This is a genomic window from Actinocrinis puniceicyclus (assembly GCF_018283645.1).
GTDB classification, from domain to species: domain Bacteria; phylum Actinomycetota; class Actinomycetes; order Streptomycetales; family Catenulisporaceae; genus Actinocrinis; species Actinocrinis puniceicyclus.
This window is the reverse complement of the sequence record NZ_JAGSXH010000072.1, coordinates 14,241-31,164: the sequence shown is the minus strand read 5'-3', so window position 1 is coordinate 31,164 and position 16,924 is coordinate 14,241. Positions and strand designations below refer to the sequence as shown.

The following is a 16,924-nucleotide window of genomic DNA, read 5'->3' as shown; positions in this document are numbered from 1 at the left end:
CGTCAACGGCGCAATCGGCTCAGCACTCGAACTCACCCCCGAACGCTACCGCCCCGACCCCGAAACCAGTGGAAACAACCTGATCAGAGCCCTGAACCCATCAAGCTAAGTGGCATTGGCGCCTGATCCGCGCCGGCCGCCGCGCGCGCATTCACCCGGCTTTAACCCGGGCCGTCCGCATCCCGCGGAAATAGAGAATCCCCGGCGCCGTGTGAAAAAACAATACCGGGTTCACTCGATCGGCCGTGTTACCGGGTTCCGCGGCTATGGCAGGATCATTCACGGCGGAACCGGACGGATCAATTCCGCCGGATTTGCGCCGGGACGCGCTCGGGAGAGGATGCCGTTGAACTGTCTGGTGTGCGCCGATCCGTTACCCGCACCGGCGCCGGCCGGCCGCCCACGGCGCTACTGCTCCGCGGCCTGCCGCCGCCGCGCTTACCACCAGCGCCACCGCACCGGCCAGCAGACCCGGCCCGCCGCTCCGCCGCCCGCGGCCGGGCCGCACGCGCCCGAGGCGCCCCACGAGGCGCTGCTGGCCGCGATCGTGCTGATCCCGCTCGGCGCCGAGGGCGCGTACGCCGCCACGCCGTTCACCCGCTTCCCCTGGCGCGAGTTGCTCTCGGGTCTGCGCGAGGGCCGCGCCGTGGCCGCCGCGCCCGGCGAAACGCACTCACCGCCCGAAACCGCCGGATTACCGGGAGCGCGAAATCCGGCGCCGCGCCCGGCGAAACACAACCCGCGATAAAGCGACCGCGATAAAGCACTCCGCGAAGGCCGCCCTCCAGAAAAGACGCGACGGAAAAGCAGGCGGCGGAAATCCGACTTGGAAAGCCGCGGCACAGGAAACGGGCGCGCGGAATAACCGGAACGACGGCGTGCCCGGCCGGCCCGCCACCCGCTGATATCTCCCCGTCGCCGCGGCGCAACCTGCCGCGGCGCCCGAATCATCCGCGAGAGTGAACAGCGGCTTACCGCGCCCGTCAGGCGCCGGCCAGCGCGTAGCAGGCGACCGCGGCCGCGGCCGCGACGTTGAGCGAGTCCACACCTGCCGCCATCGGGATGCGCACCCGCAGCTCGCACGCCGCCAGCGCGCCCGGCGAGAGCCCGTCGCCTTCCGACCCCAGCAGCAGCGCCACCTTCGCGCCGGCTTCCAGGCGCAGCGCCCGCAGGTCCAGCGCGTCGCTCGCCGGGGTCAGCGCGACTCGCCGATAGCCGTGCTCGGCCAGCAGGTCCAGTGCCCGGGGCCACGGCGATGCGTCCTGCGGGCCGCCGAGCCGCGCGTACGGAACCGCGAAGACCGTGCCCATCGACACACGCACCGAACGCCGGTAGAGCGGGTCGGCGCAGTCCGGTGCGAGCAGCACCGCGTCCATGCCCAGCGCCGCCGCGCTGCGGAAGATCGCCCCGATGTTGGTGTGGTTGTTGACCTTCTCCAGCACCACCACGCGCCGCGAACCGGCCAGCAGCGCGCCCGGGTCCGGCAGCGGCCGGCGCCCCATGGCCGCCAGCGCCCCGCGGTGCACGTGGAAACCCGTCACCTGCTCCAGCACAGCGGGCTGCGCCACGTACACCGGCGCGACGCTGCGCGCGATCACCGGCGCCATCACCGCCAGCCACTTGTCCGACAGCAACATCGAGCGCATCGGGTATCCGGCGCCGAGGGCCCGCTCGATGACCTTCTCCCCCTCGGCGATGAACAGGCCCGCCTCGGGTTCGGCCCGGGTGCGCAACTGCATGTCGGTCAGGCCCACGTAGTCGCGCAGCCGCGGGTCGTCTGCCGCTTCGACGCGCACCACGCGCCCGCCGGCCTCTCGCAGCGCGCTGACATCGGTGTTGATCGCGGACACAAACGCCAACCCTATCGCGGGCCCGCGGGCGCTTCCCGGCCCGCGCACCGCGGGCGCTGCCCCGCACCGACAGCGCCCGACACCGCCGCCACCGCCGCCACCGCCGCCACCGCCGCCACCGACACCACCGGCCCGCGGCGCGGCGCGCTGACCGGGGCGGGCCGGACGGCCAAGCTAGGGCAGGTCGATCAGCACCTTGCCGACCGCGCCGCCCTCCACCGCGGCATGCGCCTCGCCGGCGCGTTCCAGCGGGAAGCGGTGCAGCGGCAGCCCGCCGTCCGCGCCGACGCGCAGCGCCCCGGCCGCCACCGCCGCGGAGACGTCCGCGACCGCGCCGTCCTTCTGCTCGGCGGTCACCGTGTACACCAGCAGCCCGTGCCACGCCAGGTTCGCGAACATCAGGTCCCGCACTCCCAGCTCCAGCCGGTCGCCGCCCTCGTTCGCGTAGAACGCCACCGTCGCACCGGGCGCCGCGACCGCCACGTCCAGCGCCGCGTTCGCCGCGGGCGCGACCTGCACGATCAGTTGCGCGCCGCCGGGGAACACCGCGCGGATCTGCGCGGCCGCGTCGGCGTCCCGGTAGTTGACCACGTGCGCGGCCCCGGCCGCCCGCGCCAGCTGCGCCTTCTGCTCGCCGCTGACCGTGGCCGCCACCTGCGCGCCGGCCCAGCGTGCCAGTTGGATCGCCGCGTTGCCGACCGCGCCGGCGCCCCCGGCGACCAGCACCCGCCGCCCTGCCAGCGCCCCGGGGGCCAGCCGCGAGGGCCCGTCCGCGGCCAGCGTGAGGGCGCGGTGTGCGGTCAACGCCGGGATGCCCAGGCTTGCTCCCAGGTCGAACGACGCGCCCTCGGGCAGCGGCACGGCCTGGCGCGCCGGGATCACCAGGTACTGCTGCGCCGTGCCCTCGGTGCGCTGCCACGCCGCTTCCCACACCCACACCCGCTGCCCCTCGCGTCCCGGATCGACCCCGGCGCCCACCGCGTCGATCACGCCGGCGCCGTCCTGGTTCGGCACGCATTCGGCCCCGGGTGCCCCGCTCTGCCCGCCGCCGGCCCGCGTCTTCCAGTCGGTGGGATTGACCCCGGACACGTGCACTCTCACCAGCACCTCGCCCGGACCGGGCTCGGGAACCGCGCGGCGTGTGAGCTTGAGCACCTCGGGTCCGCCGCCGTGGGAGTACACGATCGCGATGTTCTCAGTGGATGTGGTCGCCATACCGGCGACAAGCCGCGGCGCGCGCCCGGTATTCCGCCCGGTCCGGGCCCGTTCAGTGCAGCAGGCCGCCGCGGACCCTCCAGACGCAGACCCCTGACAGGTCGAGGGCCAGGGCGAGGTAGATGGCGCACTCGTGTGCCTGCATGTCCCAGTACCGGCCGGCGGGCTGATAGGTCACCTCCTGCCGCAGGTGCTGGCGGGCCAGCCAGTTCCAGCACTCCTCGTGCGTGCCGTTCTGGCACTGCATGACGACCGGCAGGACGAAGACCCGGCCGGACGGGGTGATGGTCTGGTCGGCCACGATCCAAGCGCCGGGAATGTTCGCCGGCAGCGTCAGCTCGCCCTTGTCGTTCATCACCGCGGCGTCGAGGGCTTCGAGCCGCAGCGGGCCGGAGACGGAGCGCACGGGAGCGAAGAAGTGCGTTCGAGGCGGGGCGGACCTGCGGCGATGGCTACCAGATCCGTGCCCGCTTCCCGACCGCGGGAGCTGGAAATCCTCACCCTGATGGGGCGCGGGTTTTCCAACGCCGAACTGGCCGCCGGCTGACCGTGGGTGAGGCCACCGTCAAGTCGCCGGTCGCGCACATCTTCGCCAAACTCGATCTGCGCGACCGGGCCCGGGCCGTCGTGCTCGCCTACGAAACCGGCCTCGTCACTCCGCGCAGCGCATCCGAAGCCTGACACCGGCGCGTCGTTCACCGCGCCCGGGACGCCGAGAATGAATTCGGGTGCTGACGCGTACTGACGCGCTGTACATCGCAGAACCCGATCGGCTCGACTCGAAACATGGAACGCGGGTGAGATAGGCCACAAAATCAGGACCTGGGAGCCTCGGGCCAAGCATGACAGAATTCTGATAGGTTTCGCCGCACTGTGGGCGAGGCCGGAGTTTGTTCGGATCCCGTCAACTGGAAGGTGGTTGATCATGGTTAAGATCACTGTCGTCAAGGTCGAGGCCCCCGAGCGCGACTCGAAGATGGCCGCGGTTGTGACCTGCGGCTGACCGAGCCCGTGAGGCGGCGCGGTCTTCGGGCCGCGCCGCGCCGCGCGAGACGACCAGGAAGGATGGACAGCGGCCATGAGCGCTTCCGGCGCCGACACCACCGTGCCAGCGGCCACGCAGGACAGGACCGAACGTCCGCGGCTGCGGCACTGCACCTTCAAGTGGACCTCCGACGACTCCCCGATGCTGATGATCGTCGGCAAGGAGTACTTCGAGATCACCGAGGACTTCGGCACCCGCGCGGAATTCCTCACGATAAAGCGATATCTCGACGGCCGCCACACGGTCGAGGAGATCTCGAAGCGTTCGGGCGCTGACATCGACTCGGTTCGTGCGATCGTCGAGACCTTCGACGCTCTGGGGCTGCTGCACGACCCGAAGCCGCTCGTCGCGGTCCCCGGGGAGAGCTACGCGGACCAGATCGAGGCAAGCTGTGACATGTGGGGCCGGCAGATCGGATACCACCGGCTGTATTCCGGCCTCGACGACGGGTCCCTGCGCAGCGAGGTCTTCCTCGGCATCATCCTCGAGACCTACCACTACGTGAAGTCCGCGCCCCGGCACATCGCCACGGCGATCGCGCACTGCGATGACGACCGGCTCGAACCCATCCTCTCGAAGTACTTCACCGAGGAGTACAACCACGCCGGAATGCTGCTCCAGGCGCTCAAGCGAATGGGCCTGCCGAAGGAACAGATCCAGCGCGCCCATCCCGTGATCGGGACCTGGTCCCTGATCAACAACCTGTGCGAGGTCGCCCGGCGCGACACGCTCTCGTACATCGCGTGCACCACCTTGTTCGAGGCCCGCGCGGACGACTTCGAGGGCGGGGCCGCCAGCCTGCGCAAGGCCGCCAGGCTCGCGGGCTTCCCCGAGGAATGCGCCGAGCCGCTGATCACACACATGCGCATCGACCTCGAAGCCGGGCACGTCGGCCTGCTGCGGGAGGCGATGAACATCGTCGGCAGCGTCCCGGCGGAGAAGGCACACAAGGCCGTCAACAACCTGCACGACATCAAGCACTCGTACGACCAGTTCCACGACCAGGTCATCCAGTACTACTCGGACATCGCGAACTACATCCCGCGTCTGTCCGTGGACTACTTCAGTCTCTGAGCCCGCTGGGAAGACAGTGCGGTGACGACGGGCGCGGCGGCAGACGAGACGATCGGCACAGCGCGGCAGTCCCCCTCCCGCGGCGCCCGCGGCGCCCTGGCCTACTGGACGGCCCAGGCTGTCAGCCAGACCGGCGACGAGGTCTACGCCCTGGCCATTCCGCTCATCGCGTACGCGATCGCGGGCTCTGCGTCCGTCATGGCCGCGCTCTACGCCGTCTCGATGCTGCCGCACCTGGTTTTCGGTGTGGCAGGCGGGGCCTGGGCGGACCGCAACGGGAAGAAGCGGATGATCGTGACGCTGAGCCTGGCTTCAGCCGCGGTCCTCGGGGTGCTCGCGCTCGCCATCTCCGGCCGCCAGCAACGCTTGCCCCTGCTCTTCGTCGGCGTGTTCGCGCTCTCCGTGCTCACCTCGGCGCTTCTGGCCGCGTTCGACGGAGCACTCAACGAGGTCGTGCGCCCCGAGCGCAGGATCAAGGTGATCTCCTCGCTCGAATCCACCCGCACCCTCACGGTCATCCTCGGGCCGATCATCGCCGGTCTGCTCGTGTCGGTCTGGAGGGGTTCGCTTCCGCTGCTGATCGACGCCCTGAGTTTCGTGCTGGCCGCGGCGATCATCTCGACGGTCCGCTTCGCCGGCGTACCTGGCCGCGGCGGCGACTCGGCGTACCGAAACCTTGCGGACTCGATCCGCGAGGGGCTGGTGTACCTGTGGCGTACGGCCCGGCTGAGGTACGGGGTGATGCTCAGCACGCTGAACAACGCGGCGCTCGGCGGTTTCGAGGTGCTCGTGGTCTACCGTCTCAGGCAAAACCTGGGTGTCTCGAGCGTGGTCACCGGTGCCGTGTTCGCCAGCGGCGGCGCGGCCGCGCTCCTCGCCTCGCTCGTCGTGCCGCGCCTGGCCGGCAGGATCGGCCTGCTGCGCGGCATGTGCCTCGGGCTGCTGGGCCTCGGAGCGGCGGGGGTGCTCCTGGGAGTGGCGCCCGACGCGTGGGTCGTGGCCGTCGCCCAAGCGTCGTTCATCTCCTCCGGCCTGGTGTTCAACGTGTGCTGGCGCACCTACCGGCAGAACCACTGCGAGAGCACGATGATCAGCCGGGTGGCGGGCGCCTGCCGGGGAATCGCCTACTGCGGTGCGACCTTCGGGTCGGGCCTGTGCGCGGCGATGATCGCGCTCGGTGTGCCGGTGCCCGTGTATCTCTGCGCGGGCGGCGCAATGGTCTTCGTCCTCGGCGTGTTCTCAAGGCATCTACTCGCGGCCCGAGCGGAAGACGGGGACGGCTGCACTGCGGGGTCGCCGTAGTTATCCGCCGCGAGAACAACGGATGTCTCTGACTAATGACCCGGTCGCAGGTCCCGGATACGCGAATACTATGAGCGGTGCCGGCGCGCGCGGCGATGCCCGGGCCGCGGCCGGTCGTGGGGCTGATGAGGATCGGCTTGAGCCTGACGGCGGCGGGTGCCAGACGAGGTGGCCGAACCCGCAGTCCAGTACGATGAGATGGTGCAGAGCCTGGAGGATGAGGGCGTGGCGAGGTTCGACGCGGGCCGGGACCGGCGCGGCGAGCAACCCGACCACACGCTCGGCGCCGCGCCGGCGTCCGCCGAGCCAGAAAACTGATACCCGATGCCGGAGAGCGCGGGCATGGTGATCGTGGGCGCGGGCCTGGCCGGCGCCAAGGCGGCGCAGGCGCTGCGCACCCAGGGCTACGGGGGACGGATCGTGCTCGTCGGCGACGAGCCGTCGCGGCCGTATCAGCGCCCACCCCTGTCGAAGGAATACCTGCAGGGCACGGCGGGGCGCGACGCGCTGTTCGTGCACCCCGAGGGCTGGTACCGCAACCATGATGTGGACCTGCGGCTGGGCAGCGCGGCGACCGCGATCCATCCGCGGCGCCACGAGATCGTGCTGCGCGGCGGCGAGCGGATCGGCTACGCGAAGCTGCTGCTGGCCACCGGCGCGACGCCGCGCCCGCTGCGGGTGCCGGGCGGCCCCGGCGCACCCGTGCTCTACCTGCGGCGCGTCGAGGACAGCGAGCGGATCCGGGCGGCGCTGCTACCGGACGCCCGGCTGGTCGTGGTCGGCGCGGGATGGATCGGGCTGGAGGCGGCCGCGGCGGTCCGCGCCGCTGGGGCGCACGTCACCGTCGTGGAGAGCGCCGAACTGCCGCTGCTGCGCGCGCTCGGCCCCGAGATGGCGCCGGTATTCGCGCACTTACACCGGGCACACGGTGTCGATCTGCGGTTCGCCGCCGAGGTCGCCGCGATCGAGGGCACCGGCCGCGGCCCCGCGACGGTCCATCTGACCGACGGCACGGCCCTGGACGCGGACGCCGTGATCGCGGGCATAGGTGCCGCGCCGAATGCCGGGCTCGCCGCCGACGCGGGGCTCGCGGTCGAGGACGGCATCGTGGTGGACGCGTCGCTGCGCACCAGCGATCCGGACATCTACGCAGCCGGGGACGTCGCGCGGGCCCTGCATCCGCTGTACGGCAAGCACATCCGCGTCGAGCACTGGGCCGGCGCGCGCCATCAGCCGGCGGTGGCCGCGCGCGCCATGCTCGGCGACGGCGCCGCCGTGTACGACCGCGTGCCTTTCTTCTACAGCGACCAGTACGACGTGGCCATGGAGTTCTCCGGTCACATCGAGCCCGGCGGATACGACGAGGTCGTCGTGCGGGGCGATACCGGCCGGGCAGGGGACGGCTTCCTCGCGTTCTGGCTCGCCGGGGACCGGGTGCTGGCGGGCATGAGCGTCAACGTGCGCGGCATGGTCAAGCCGATCGAGCGGCTGGTGCGCTGCGGCAAACCGGTGAATCCGGCGATTCTCGCGGATCCCGGCCTCCCGCTCCCCCGCCCGGAATAGATCACGGGCGGCCGGGGCCGGTCGGGGCGCCGGAGTCGGGTGCCCACACCGGGAGCCGGGGTATGACGGTATCGGGGAGGTGACGGTATCGGGGGGGAAGGAGATGGGTCGATGAAACCGAAGGTGAAGATCGGCCGCGTGTACGACGACACGCCCGCGCAGGACGGGATGCGGGTGCTGGTGGACCGGGTGTGGCCGCGCGGCATGAAGAAGGAGGCTGCGCACCTGGACCAGTGGGCCAAGGAGGTCGCGCCCTCAACGCAGCTGCGCACCTGGTACGGCCACGACCCGGCGAAGTTCGCCGAGTTCCGCCGCCGCTACAGCGCCGAGCTGGATGAACCCGCGCGCGCACAGGCGCTCGCCGAACTGCGGCAACTGGCGCACAGCAAGCCGCTGCTCCTGTTGACCGCGACCCGCGACTTGGAACACAGCCAGGCCGCGGTGCTCGCGGAGATATTGCGCTAGAGCCAGTGCCTCGGCCGGCCTCCTCGGTACGCTTCCGGGGCGGCTCCCGCCTCGCGTGAGCCGGTGAACGCCGCACAGCGCGTGAACCGCTCTTTTCGGCGCACGCCCGGTCCGGGATTGCACGCCGCGCTGCCCTTGCGCTTGGCGGCGTCAGGCAGGCGGTGCGCTGATGGCCGGCCAGTTCGGACAGGTCGGCGGAGAATTCCGCTGCCGGCACGGGCGTGCCCTCCTTCGCGATGGGCGAGGGGCCAGGGGTACCGGCCGGCACCCGCGCCTACGTCGGCACCTTCGCATTCGGCGCGATCGCGCCGGACCGCATCGGTGCGTGCGGCCATCGGGGCAAAACACGGTGAAAGCCAATACGGGGTTCTGGTTAACGGCAGGAAGCGCAGGGGTGGCGTTTCGGGGGTGGCGTTTCGGCTGCCCGACCACCGGCCGGCGGACCCGCGCACGACGGATCCAGGCGATGCCCGCTCCCGACGCCTAGTTTCCACTAGACAATTTCAGCTAAAATAGTCTGGTGAACACCGACAGAACGCTGGCCGACCCGGCTCCGGCAGCCGCACTCGGGGAGAGCCGGTCGCGGGTGCTGGACCTGCTGCGCTCCGCTGACGGGCAACTCGGCGTGCAGGAGATCGCCGAGCGGGCCGGTCTGCACCCGAACACCGCACGGTTCCACCTCGACGCGCTGGTCGAGGCCGGCCTGGCCGAGCGCGCCAGCGAGGGCGGCGGGCAGCCGGGCCGGCCGCGCACGATCTACCGCGCACGGCCCGCGGCGGCGGCCGCCGGCCAGCGCAGCTACCGGCTGCTGGCCGAGATCCTGACCACCCTGGTCGCCGAGCACCTGCCGCAGCCGCAGCGCAGCGCGGCCGAGGCCGGCCGGACCTGGGGTGGCTACCTGATCGACCGCCCGGCGCCCTTCGAGCACGTCGACACGCGCGAGGCGGTCGAGCGCCTGGTCGGCGTCCTGGCCGAGATGGGCTTCGATCCCGAGGTCGAGAAGGCGGATCAGGGGACGGACGAAAACGGCGGCCGGGTGCGCCTGCACCACTGTCCCTTCCGCGAGGTCGCCGAGCACCACCGCGACGTGGTCTGTTCACTGCACCTGGGCCTGATGCAGGGGGCGCTGGCCGAACTGCGCACGCCGGTGGCCGCGGACCGGCTCGACCCATTCGTCGAGCCGAACCTGTGCATCGCCCACCTGAGCCTGCCGAACCAGGCGCACACGAGCGACTGATCCGTCCACGGGCGCGACCGGCGCCCGCACGAGGCGGCGGCGCTGTCGACTCCCGGCCTGGCCGCGCGCCGAGCGAGCCGAGATTGCTCGCCCGCTGCGCAGTCCGCCCGCTCATCCGGATGGTTTCACAGCGAGCGCTCGCGCGCGTGGACCAGTCGACCCATTTTTCATGATCTTTGTAAGTGAAAACCTGGACGAGGCGTCGGGTATCCGCGACCGGCTCCGCCCTCAGCCACCGGATCGGCGCCGCGCGCGCACCGCGACGGTCGCCATCGTGGCGAGGAACCCGAGGATGGCCACCTCGTTCAGGACTCCCCCGGCCTGCCAGGCCGCCGTGCTGCCCGCGGCGTCGCCGCCGATCAGCCGCAGCGCGAGCGAAGCGTGCAGCAGCGCCAGCGGCCCGTACGCGGCGCGGTGGAACGGCAACCGGACGCGCAGCACGGCGGGCACGATCACCGGCGCGTGCGCGAACACCATCGAGAAGACGAAGCCGAGGAAGACCGCGTGCAGCATCGCGTCGTAGCCGGGCCCGTCCGACAGTCGGCCGATCGCCAGCCACAGCCCGCCGGCCACCGCGAGCCAGAGATAGCCGGCCGCCAGGCCGGTCGCCATGAACCGGGTCACCCCGGGCATCCGGATGGTGCGCCGCGCGATGTCGTGCGAGGCCAGCCACGCGCTCAGGGCAAGCAGGCCGGCGCCCGCCGTGCGCACCCCGGCCTCCGGCTGCGGCAGCGAGAGCGCCAGCCCGGCGAGGAACAGCGCGACCGCGGCCAGGAACAGCGCCCGGCCGCGCCGGGTGAGCGCCACCAGCCGGGAGAGCTCCAGCCGCTCACCCGCGATGGTCAGCACCAGGAAACCGGCCAGCCAGGGCACCAGCGCGGCCAGGTCCCAGCGCCCCACCCACAGCGTTCCCGCCACGCACCAGCACGCCGCGCCGGCCGCCATCACCAGGTTGTGCGTGGACGGCTGGATGCGGTGCAGTCGCGCGAACACCGCCAGCAGCGCGAAGCCGCCCAGCGCGACCAGTTCGCGGCCCACGCCGGACGGCAGCCCGGCGATCAGCCAGAGCGAGCCCACGCCGCTGAAGGCGGGAGCCAGCCACGCCCAGCCACGCCCCAGCGCGACCGCCCGTTCCGCGGCGATCAGGGTGCCGAGGAAACCCAGCGGCATCAGCACCCCGTGCAACTCCGGCAGGCTGGGACGGCCAGAGGGCACCGGCAGGCCGAGGCGCTGCAGCCCGGCCAGCAGCGCGACGAGGCCGAAGGCGAGTGCGGGAGCGGCGAAGCGGGAGCGGCCCGAGCCGCTCGGGCGGCGCGGCGCGGCGGGTGAGAGCGACACGAGCGGCGTGAGCGGGGCCCGCGCGGGCGGCGTCGGCGCATCGCTCGTCCGCGCGCCGCGGCCCGCCGGCTCCGCGCTGGCCGGCGTGCCGGTTCTCTGCGCCTGCGGTGCCGCGAGCTTCGCGCCGGGCACCCCGGCCGCCGGGTCGGCGCCGCCGGTCACCGGAACCAGCCCAGCGCGCGCTTCGCCGCGTCCGTCATCAGCTCAGGGCCCCACGGCGGATCCCAGACCAGCTCGACCCGCACCGGCGGCCGCCCCGGCAGCTGCGCCAGGGCCCGGCGGACCTCGTCGTCGAGATAGCCGCCGAGCGGGCAGCCCGGCGTGGTCAGCGTCATGCGGATCAGCACCCCGGCGTCATCCGCGGACAGGTCGTAGATCAGCCCCAGGTCCACGATGTTCACCCCGAGCTCGGGGTCGATCACGTCGTGCAGCAGCAGCCTGACCAGATCCGCCGTCACCGGCCCGTCGGGCGGTGCGGCCACGGTCGGCCCGTTCGTCCTCGCGTCCTTCGTCACCCTTGCATTTTCACTAGATTTGGTTGTAGAAACAAGTCCGACGGTTCACATCCGCTCCGACAGGAAGGCGACAGCGATGTCCGCAGCCACCACCGAACTCGACGTGCGCACCGAAGCTCCGGCCAACCGGCACAAGTTGATCTTCGACACGTACGGGGCGCTCGCCGCGGGCGAGGACTTCGTGCTGGTCAACGACCACGATCCGAAGCCGCTGTACTACCAGTTCGCCGCCGAGCACGCCGGCGAGTTCAGCTGGGACTACCTCGAGTCCGGCCCCGAGGTGTGGAAGGTGCGCATCGGGCGCACCGCGGCCGCGTAAGACGGCTTTCGGCCCGCGCCGGCGAACGCCCTGCTCGGCGGCGGGCCACCGCGGATTCCCTGATGAGTCCGCCGCCATGACCAGGCGCGCGACGCCGCGGCGCGGGTCGCGCACGACCCGGCCGCGGCCGACACGCGCCCGGCCGCAGAATCGCGACGATACGAGGCGGACATGCACACCGACCTGCTGGCGAGAGCCCTCGAACACGAGCACCACGAAATCGACGCCGGCATCGCGGCCTTCGCCGCCGCGCCCGGTGACCGACAGCCGCTGATGCGGGCCCTCGGCGCGCTGCGCCGCCACATCTACCTGGAGGAGGAGTTCCTCTTCCCGCTGCTGGCCGAAGCCGAACCGGCGCTGGCGCCCCCGGTGTTCGTCATGCTGCGCGAGCACGCGCAGATCTGGGACACGCTCGACTCGCTGGAACACGCCGCAGCCAACGCCACCGGTGGTGAAAGCGCGGCGGCGCTCACCAGGCAACTGACCGTGCAGCTGCTGCACCACAACATGAAAGAGGAGAAGATCCTCTACCCGCGAGCCGACGAGCTGCCCGCGGCGGCGGCCGACCGGCTGCGCTCCTTCCTGGCCTCCGCGAAGCTGCCCGACGGGTGGGTGTGCGTGAAGGCGCGGCCCCGGCTCGGCGAACCCGCCCGCGCTGAGCGTTAGATCGTCACGGCCCGAGCGTCACGGCCCGATCGCCGCCCGCCCGCACCGCAGCGCAGCGCACGCGGCCACCCTTTCCGCGCCGCGCACCGGGCCCTATAGTTTCTACTACTCAATATCGTAGAAATTGCTGCGGACTCGCTCGCACGAAGGGAGAACACTGTGACGATCACGTCCGAGGTCTACATCGAGGGGAGCGAGGCGGACCCCGCTGTCCAGGCCGCCAGCACCGTGCGGCGCGCCCAGCGGTCGCTGACCGGGGCGCTGCGGCCCAAGGTCGCGCTGCTCACCGAGTTGAAACTCGGCCCCGAGGCCCGTGAGCGGGCCCAGGAAGCCCTCGCGCGGCTCTGCGACGGACCGCTGCGCCGTTACCTGGACGCCTGCGACCAGACGCTGTACGCAGCCGCCGCCGACGCGCCCGAGACCCGCCTGCTGATCCGCGCCTTGCGCACCAGCGCCGCGGTGCTGCGCCGCCACCTCGACGCGCTGCCCAACGCCGACGAGCCGCCGACCGTGACCTCGCTGGCCGAGTCGATCGACGCGGTGTTCGCCGCCCACCTCGCGATCGAGCGCACCGTCCTGCTGCCCGCGCTGGCCGCGCTTCCCGGCGTGGACCTGCCCGCCTTGGCCGCGGACCTTGAGACCCTGCTCGACGGCGGCACCGTACAGACCCCCGCGGTCCTCGACGTGCGCGCCATCTCGCGCGGCCAGCGCCACCCGCGCGTCTTCGCCCGTTTCGCGCGCCTCGCGCCCGGAGAGGCGTTCACCCTTGTCAACAACCACGACCCGAAGCCGCTGCGCCGCGAACTGCAGGCCACCTACCCCGGCGCCGTCACCTGGCGGTACCTCGAATCCGGCCCCGAACGGTGGCAGGTTTCCATCGGCCGAGCCACGGCACCAGCCCGGTGACCGTCGCGGGCACGCAGAGCGCGAAGGCCGCCCGTGGCGCCCGCTCGCTCGCCTGGGTCAGCGGCTGGCAGCGCCCTTGCCGGCGTCCAGTCGCGCCTGCTCGGCGAGGTGCTGCCTGGCGCTTTCCCAGGCGAGCGGCAGCTCCTCCACCGGCACCTCCCAGAAGGTGAACGTCGAGTCCCGCATGGTGGAACGCAAGCCGGTCATGATGCCGCGATGCGGCTCAGTCCGGGCGAACGCGTAGAGGGCGTCGCGTCCCTCCCACGCGGAGAGCGTGAAGAAGGTCCGCTTCAGCGGCTCGGCGATCAGCGAGGCGCCCAACGCGCCCGGCGCGGATCGCACCTGCCGCCACGCCGAGAGCGCCTTGAGGAAGAAGCGCGGCACGTCCTTTCGGGAGCGCACCTCGAAGCGCGAGGCCATGACGTACGCCTGCGTGTTCGGCGCGGCCGGGTTCGGAATCGTCCAGGCAAGAGTCGGCACCGGGTATCCGCCTTCATCATTGGTGAGTGATACTATCCATATTGGATAGTGCCAGTATCTAATTGCTCGCGCAAGGCAGAAGGCGCCACCACCCCGGGACCGGCTGACACACTCGCCCTCATGCGCGGCGAGTGTCACCAGCCACCGGGCGGGCAGCGCCGGCAACAGGAGCGAGACACCGGCAGCAGCCGGCGGCCAGTCAAGGACGGGACCAATTGCGAATCTCCGAGTTGAGCCGGCGAAGCGGGGTACCGAGCGCGACCATAAAGTTCTACCTGCGCGAGGGGCTGCTGCCTGCGGGTCGTGCCACGGCCGCCACCCAGGCCGAGTACAGCGAGGCGCACCTGCGACGCCTGCGGCTTATCCGGGCCCTGATCGGCGTGCGGGGGCTGACGGTGAACGCCACGAGGGAGGTACTGAACGCGGTCTGCGAGTACGAGGCCGACATCCATCAGGTGCTCGGTCTCGTACTGGGCGCCCGGCCGGTGGGCGAGGCCGTGCGGAGCGACGACGGGCCCGGCGCGCCCGACGTGAACGCGCTGGTGGCCCACATGGGATGGCAGATCTCCGAGTACGCCCCCGCCCGGCGCGTCATCGCCGAGACCCTGGAGTCGCTGCGCTCGCTCGGCGCGGACTTCGACTGGCGCACCCTGATCCCGTACGCGCAACTCGCCCGGCAGACCGCCGTGCTGGATCTCGACCAGCTCAGGGACACGGACGACCTGGTCGAGCGGGCCGAACGGGCCGTGCTGCTGACGGTCCTGCTGGAGCCGGCCCTGCTCGCGCTGCGCAGGATGGCCCAGGAACACGAGTCCGCCCTGCGGCACGGCACCTGACCGAACGCTCGCCGCACACGGGCGAGCCGGCAGGCGCAGACAGGATCAATCCGGAGGGCGCGCCGACAGGGCACGACCGCCGACAGGGCACGACCGCCGCCGGCTGCACGGCAGTGCTCGACGAGACGCGCCCGTACCTGACCGACGAGAACCGGCTGTACCTGGAGCAGTACCTGTACCAGAGCGGATTCCATTCGGTGCTGTGCACAGAGGGCGCAGGCGACGCGGTGCACCTGGGATTGGCGCTGTTCGACGAGCAGGAGCGCGCGTTCAACGCGTGGGACATCGCCGTCTTGCTGCGGCTCGGCCGCATTCTGACCCGGCAGGCTGAGTTGTTGACCCGGCTGCCGCAGAAACCCGGCTGGGCTGCCGGGCTGGCCGCCGCGATGGCCGCACTCGGCGCGCAGCTGTCCCGACCCCCCGAGTCGCGAAGTATTTGGTGTCGAAAAACGCTGCGAGCGCGGTTTCCCGTGCGCTGCGCCGTCGTGGACGAATCAGCGTTTCACGACGGTGTAGGTCACGTGGGTCACCCGGGGTGATGCGTCCGTGCGGGTCTGGTTCAGTGCGAGACGGTCGGGGTCGACGCGGTCGAACAGGCGGATGCCGGCGCCGAACAGCACGGGCGCGAGCGTAACCGTGAACTCGTCGATCAGGCCGCCGTCCAGGTACTCCTGGATCGTCTCGGCGCCGCCGGCGATGCGCACGTCGCGGTCACCGGCGGCCTCGCGGGCCCGCAGCAGCGCGCTCTCGATGCCGTCGTTGACGAAGTGGAAGGTGGTGCCGCCCGGCCGCTCCCACGGGTCGCGCTCGGTGTGGGTGAGGACGAACACCGGGGTGTGGAACGGCGCATCCTGCGGCCATGCCGCCTCGCCGCCGTCGAACATGCGCTTGCCCATGACGCTCGCGCCGGTGCGCTCGTACGTCGCCCGTGCGATGTCGTTGTCGATTCCTTCCTCGCCACCCTCGCCGAGCTTGAGATTCTCCCGGAACCAGCGCTGCGGGAACACCCATCCCTGCAGCTGGGACCACTTCGTCATCCAGCGCTGGACCCTCGGGTCGTTCCGGCCTTCGGGCGAGAACACGTATGCGACGGGCACGGCGTCGGGCGCCACGAAGCCGTCCAGTGACATCGTCACGCTGAAGAACACTTTGCCGGCCATCAGCGCACCGTCCCTTCCTGCCCGCTTTGCTGCCCGCTCTCGTGCCCGGTCGTGGTCCCGCCGGCGCTCGCCGGACCGCCGCCCGCGGACCGCTCGGCGATCTGCGCGACGTATTCCGCCAGGTTGCGCAGCGTCTGCTCGCCGCCCTCGATGGCGTGGTACTTCTCCACGGCTTCGTCACGCAGTTCCCTGGTGCGGAACACCGTGTGCATCACGATCCGGGTCTGCGCGCCGGCCGGCTCGAAGGTCAGCCACGACTCGAAGGCGTTCGGGTCGTCGCGGGACTCGCCGTGCAGCAGCGCGATCCGCTCCGGCGCGACGATCTCCCGCCAGGTGATCCACTCCTGGTAGTCGGTCCCGTCCGGCCCGTGCATCACGAAGTCCCACTGCCCGCCGACACGGAACTCGAAGGACCGCGTCGTGGTGGTGAAGCCCTCCGGTCCCCACCATCGCGACAGGTGCCGTACGCCCGTGAACGCCTCGAACACCAGCTCCCGCGGGGCACCGATCACCCGGGAGATCACGATCTCGCGGTCCGCGGTCGCGTGCGCGGCCTCGCCGCCGCTACTGGTCGTCGCCATCGTGTGATGCCTCCTGCCTTGCCTGCTTCAACTCGTGCACGTACTCGTCCAGCCGGTCGAAGCTCTCGTTCCAGAACCGCTCGAAGCCGCCCACCCACTCCCGGACCGGGCGCAGCCCGTGGGCGTCCAGGCCGTAGAGGCGTTGCTTACCCGCTCCGCGGACCCGCACGAGCCCGACCTCCCGCAGGACCCGCAGGTGTTTGGACGCCTGCGGCTGGGTCATCCCCAGGTCCCGTGCCAGGTCGGTCACCGGCCGCTCGCCGCCCCGCAGCAGCACCAGGATCTCCCGCCGCTGCGGGGCGGCGATCGCGTTGAACGCGTCCGAGGTCGTCGCCGCTCGTGCCATGGCGCAATCATATGCCCATATCGGCA

At 71.6% G+C, this 16,924-nt stretch carries 21 protein-coding genes and 1 pseudogene; 13 read left to right on the top strand and 9 right to left on the bottom strand.

The annotated features are described in order from the left end of the window. Window positions 1–346 precede the first annotated feature (346 nt). Window positions 347–748, top strand: coding sequence for a hypothetical protein (locus tag KGA66_RS19140; protein WP_211469531.1), 402 nt, complete (start codon window positions 347–349; stop codon window positions 746–748). Between the two features lie 235 nt (window positions 749–983). On the opposite strand, the gene KGA66_RS19135 is transcribed toward KGA66_RS19140, so the two are convergent. The 3 genes from KGA66_RS19135 to KGA66_RS19125 all read right to left on the bottom strand — a co-directional run bounded on the left by KGA66_RS19135 (window position 984) and on the right by KGA66_RS19125 (window position 3,471). Beyond that, the gene (locus tag KGA66_RS19135; protein WP_312886983.1) at window positions 984–1,850 is read right to left on the bottom strand and encodes a TrmH family RNA methyltransferase; all 867 of its coding nucleotides are present in this window, start codon (window positions 1,848–1,850) and stop codon (window positions 984–986) included. Window positions 1,851–2,024: 174 nt separating this feature from the next. After that, window positions 2,025–3,065 carry an NADPH:quinone reductase gene (locus KGA66_RS19130; RefSeq protein ID WP_211469530.1) on the bottom strand — a complete coding sequence of 347 codons (1,041 nt, stop codon included), beginning with the start codon at window positions 3,063–3,065 and terminating at the stop codon, window positions 2,025–2,027. 52 nt (window positions 3,066–3,117) lie between these two features. Next, window positions 3,118–3,471, bottom strand: a complete 354-nt coding sequence (locus tag KGA66_RS19125; RefSeq protein ID WP_211469529.1) for a hypothetical protein — start codon at window positions 3,469–3,471, stop codon at window positions 3,118–3,120. Window positions 3,472–3,543: 72 nt separating this feature from the next. On the opposite strand from KGA66_RS19125, the pseudogene KGA66_RS31125 reads away from it, so the two are divergent. The 7 genes and pseudogenes from KGA66_RS31125 to KGA66_RS19090 all read left to right on the top strand — a co-directional run. Further along, a pseudogene (locus KGA66_RS31125) lies at window positions 3,544–3,746 on the top strand (response regulator transcription factor); the annotation flags it as partial. Between the two features lie 397 nt (window positions 3,747–4,143). Continuing rightward, complete coding sequence (locus KGA66_RS19115; RefSeq protein ID WP_211469527.1) at window positions 4,144–5,184, top strand: thiaminase II/PqqC family protein; 1,041 nt, start codon at window positions 4,144–4,146, stop codon at window positions 5,182–5,184. A gap of 21 nt (window positions 5,185–5,205) precedes the next feature. After that, on the top strand, window positions 5,206–6,486 hold the full coding sequence (locus KGA66_RS19110) for an MFS transporter (protein WP_211469526.1): 1,281 nt from the start codon (window positions 5,206–5,208) through the stop codon (window positions 6,484–6,486). Between the two features lie 168 nt (window positions 6,487–6,654). After that, complete coding sequence (locus tag KGA66_RS19105; protein WP_211469525.1) at window positions 6,655–6,804, top strand: hypothetical protein; 150 nt, start codon at window positions 6,655–6,657, stop codon at window positions 6,802–6,804. Between the two features lie 6 nt (window positions 6,805–6,810). Further along, window positions 6,811–8,049 (top strand): NAD(P)/FAD-dependent oxidoreductase, encoded by a 1,239-nt coding sequence (locus KGA66_RS19100; protein ID WP_211469524.1) that lies wholly within the window; start codon window positions 6,811–6,813, stop codon window positions 8,047–8,049. A 111-nt stretch (window positions 8,050–8,160) separates the two neighbouring features. Then, window positions 8,161–8,514 carry a DUF488 domain-containing protein gene (locus KGA66_RS19095; RefSeq protein WP_211469523.1) on the top strand — a complete coding sequence of 118 codons (354 nt, stop codon included), beginning with the start codon at window positions 8,161–8,163 and terminating at the stop codon, window positions 8,512–8,514. A 520-nt stretch (window positions 8,515–9,034) separates the two neighbouring features. After that, a complete protein-coding gene (locus tag KGA66_RS19090; RefSeq protein WP_211469522.1) occupies window positions 9,035–9,751 on the top strand; it encodes a helix-turn-helix transcriptional regulator in 717 nt (238 codons plus the stop codon). Window positions 9,752–9,979: 228 nt separating this feature from the next. Here the strand turns inward: KGA66_RS19090 and KGA66_RS19085 are convergent, their stop codons facing one another. Both KGA66_RS19085 and KGA66_RS19080 read right to left on the bottom strand, forming a co-directional pair. Continuing rightward, a complete protein-coding gene (locus tag KGA66_RS19085; RefSeq protein WP_211469521.1) occupies window positions 9,980–11,251 on the bottom strand; it encodes a DUF8744 domain-containing protein in 1,272 nt (423 codons plus the stop codon). Further along, window positions 11,248–11,604: a metal-sulfur cluster assembly factor gene (locus KGA66_RS19080; RefSeq protein ID WP_211469520.1), complete on the bottom strand. Its 357-nt coding sequence runs from the start codon at window positions 11,602–11,604 to the stop codon at window positions 11,248–11,250. Before KGA66_RS19080 ends, KGA66_RS19085 begins: the two co-directional genes overlap by 4 nt. Window positions 11,605–11,680: 76 nt before the next feature. On the opposite strand from KGA66_RS19080, the gene KGA66_RS19075 reads away from it, so the two are divergent. The 3 genes from KGA66_RS19075 (at window position 11,681) to KGA66_RS31725 (ending at window position 13,495) form a co-directional block, all read left to right on the top strand. Then, window positions 11,681–11,923, top strand: coding sequence for a DUF2249 domain-containing protein (locus KGA66_RS19075; protein WP_211469519.1), 243 nt, complete (start codon window positions 11,681–11,683; stop codon window positions 11,921–11,923). 171 nt (window positions 11,924–12,094) lie between these two features. Then, entirely contained in the window at window positions 12,095–12,589 is a 495-nt protein-coding gene (locus KGA66_RS19070) for a hemerythrin domain-containing protein (protein ID WP_211469518.1), read from the top strand. 159 nt (window positions 12,590–12,748) lie between these two features. Beyond that, complete coding sequence (locus KGA66_RS31725) at window positions 12,749–13,495, top strand: DUF2249 domain-containing protein (RefSeq protein WP_211469517.1); 747 nt, start codon at window positions 12,749–12,751, stop codon at window positions 13,493–13,495. A gap of 57 nt (window positions 13,496–13,552) precedes the next feature. Here the strand turns inward: KGA66_RS31725 and KGA66_RS19060 are convergent, their stop codons facing one another. Then, entirely contained in the window at window positions 13,553–13,975 is a 423-nt protein-coding gene (locus KGA66_RS19060) for a hypothetical protein (RefSeq protein WP_211469516.1), read from the bottom strand. Window positions 13,976–14,190: 215 nt separating this feature from the next. Here KGA66_RS19060 and KGA66_RS19055 point away from each other — a divergent pair, with 215 nt between their 5' ends. Together KGA66_RS19055 and KGA66_RS19050 are read left to right on the top strand one after the other, a co-directional pair. Next, the gene (locus KGA66_RS19055) at window positions 14,191–14,811 is read left to right on the top strand and encodes a MerR family transcriptional regulator (protein WP_369015903.1); all 621 of its coding nucleotides are present in this window, start codon (window positions 14,191–14,193) and stop codon (window positions 14,809–14,811) included. 113 nt (window positions 14,812–14,924) lie between these two features. After that, window positions 14,925–15,350, top strand: coding sequence for a hypothetical protein (locus KGA66_RS19050; RefSeq protein ID WP_211469514.1), 426 nt, complete (start codon window positions 14,925–14,927; stop codon window positions 15,348–15,350). Here KGA66_RS19050 and KGA66_RS19045 read toward each other — a convergent pair. Genes KGA66_RS19045 through KGA66_RS19035 form a run of 3 tightly spaced genes read right to left on the bottom strand, consistent with a single transcriptional unit; the run spans window position 15,306 to window position 16,898 of the window. Next, on the bottom strand, window positions 15,306–15,971 hold the full coding sequence (locus KGA66_RS19045) for a dihydrofolate reductase family protein (RefSeq protein WP_211469513.1): 666 nt from the start codon (window positions 15,969–15,971) through the stop codon (window positions 15,306–15,308). The two genes, KGA66_RS19050 and KGA66_RS19045, sit on opposite strands and share 45 nt — an antisense overlap. Next, entirely contained in the window at window positions 15,971–16,552 is a 582-nt protein-coding gene (locus tag KGA66_RS19040; RefSeq protein WP_211469512.1) for an SRPBCC family protein, read from the bottom strand. Before KGA66_RS19040 ends, KGA66_RS19045 begins: the two co-directional genes overlap by 1 nt. Further along, entirely contained in the window at window positions 16,536–16,898 is a 363-nt protein-coding gene (locus tag KGA66_RS19035) for an ArsR/SmtB family transcription factor (RefSeq protein WP_211469511.1), read from the bottom strand. Before KGA66_RS19035 ends, KGA66_RS19040 begins: the two co-directional genes overlap by 17 nt. Window positions 16,899–16,924 lie beyond the last annotated feature (26 nt).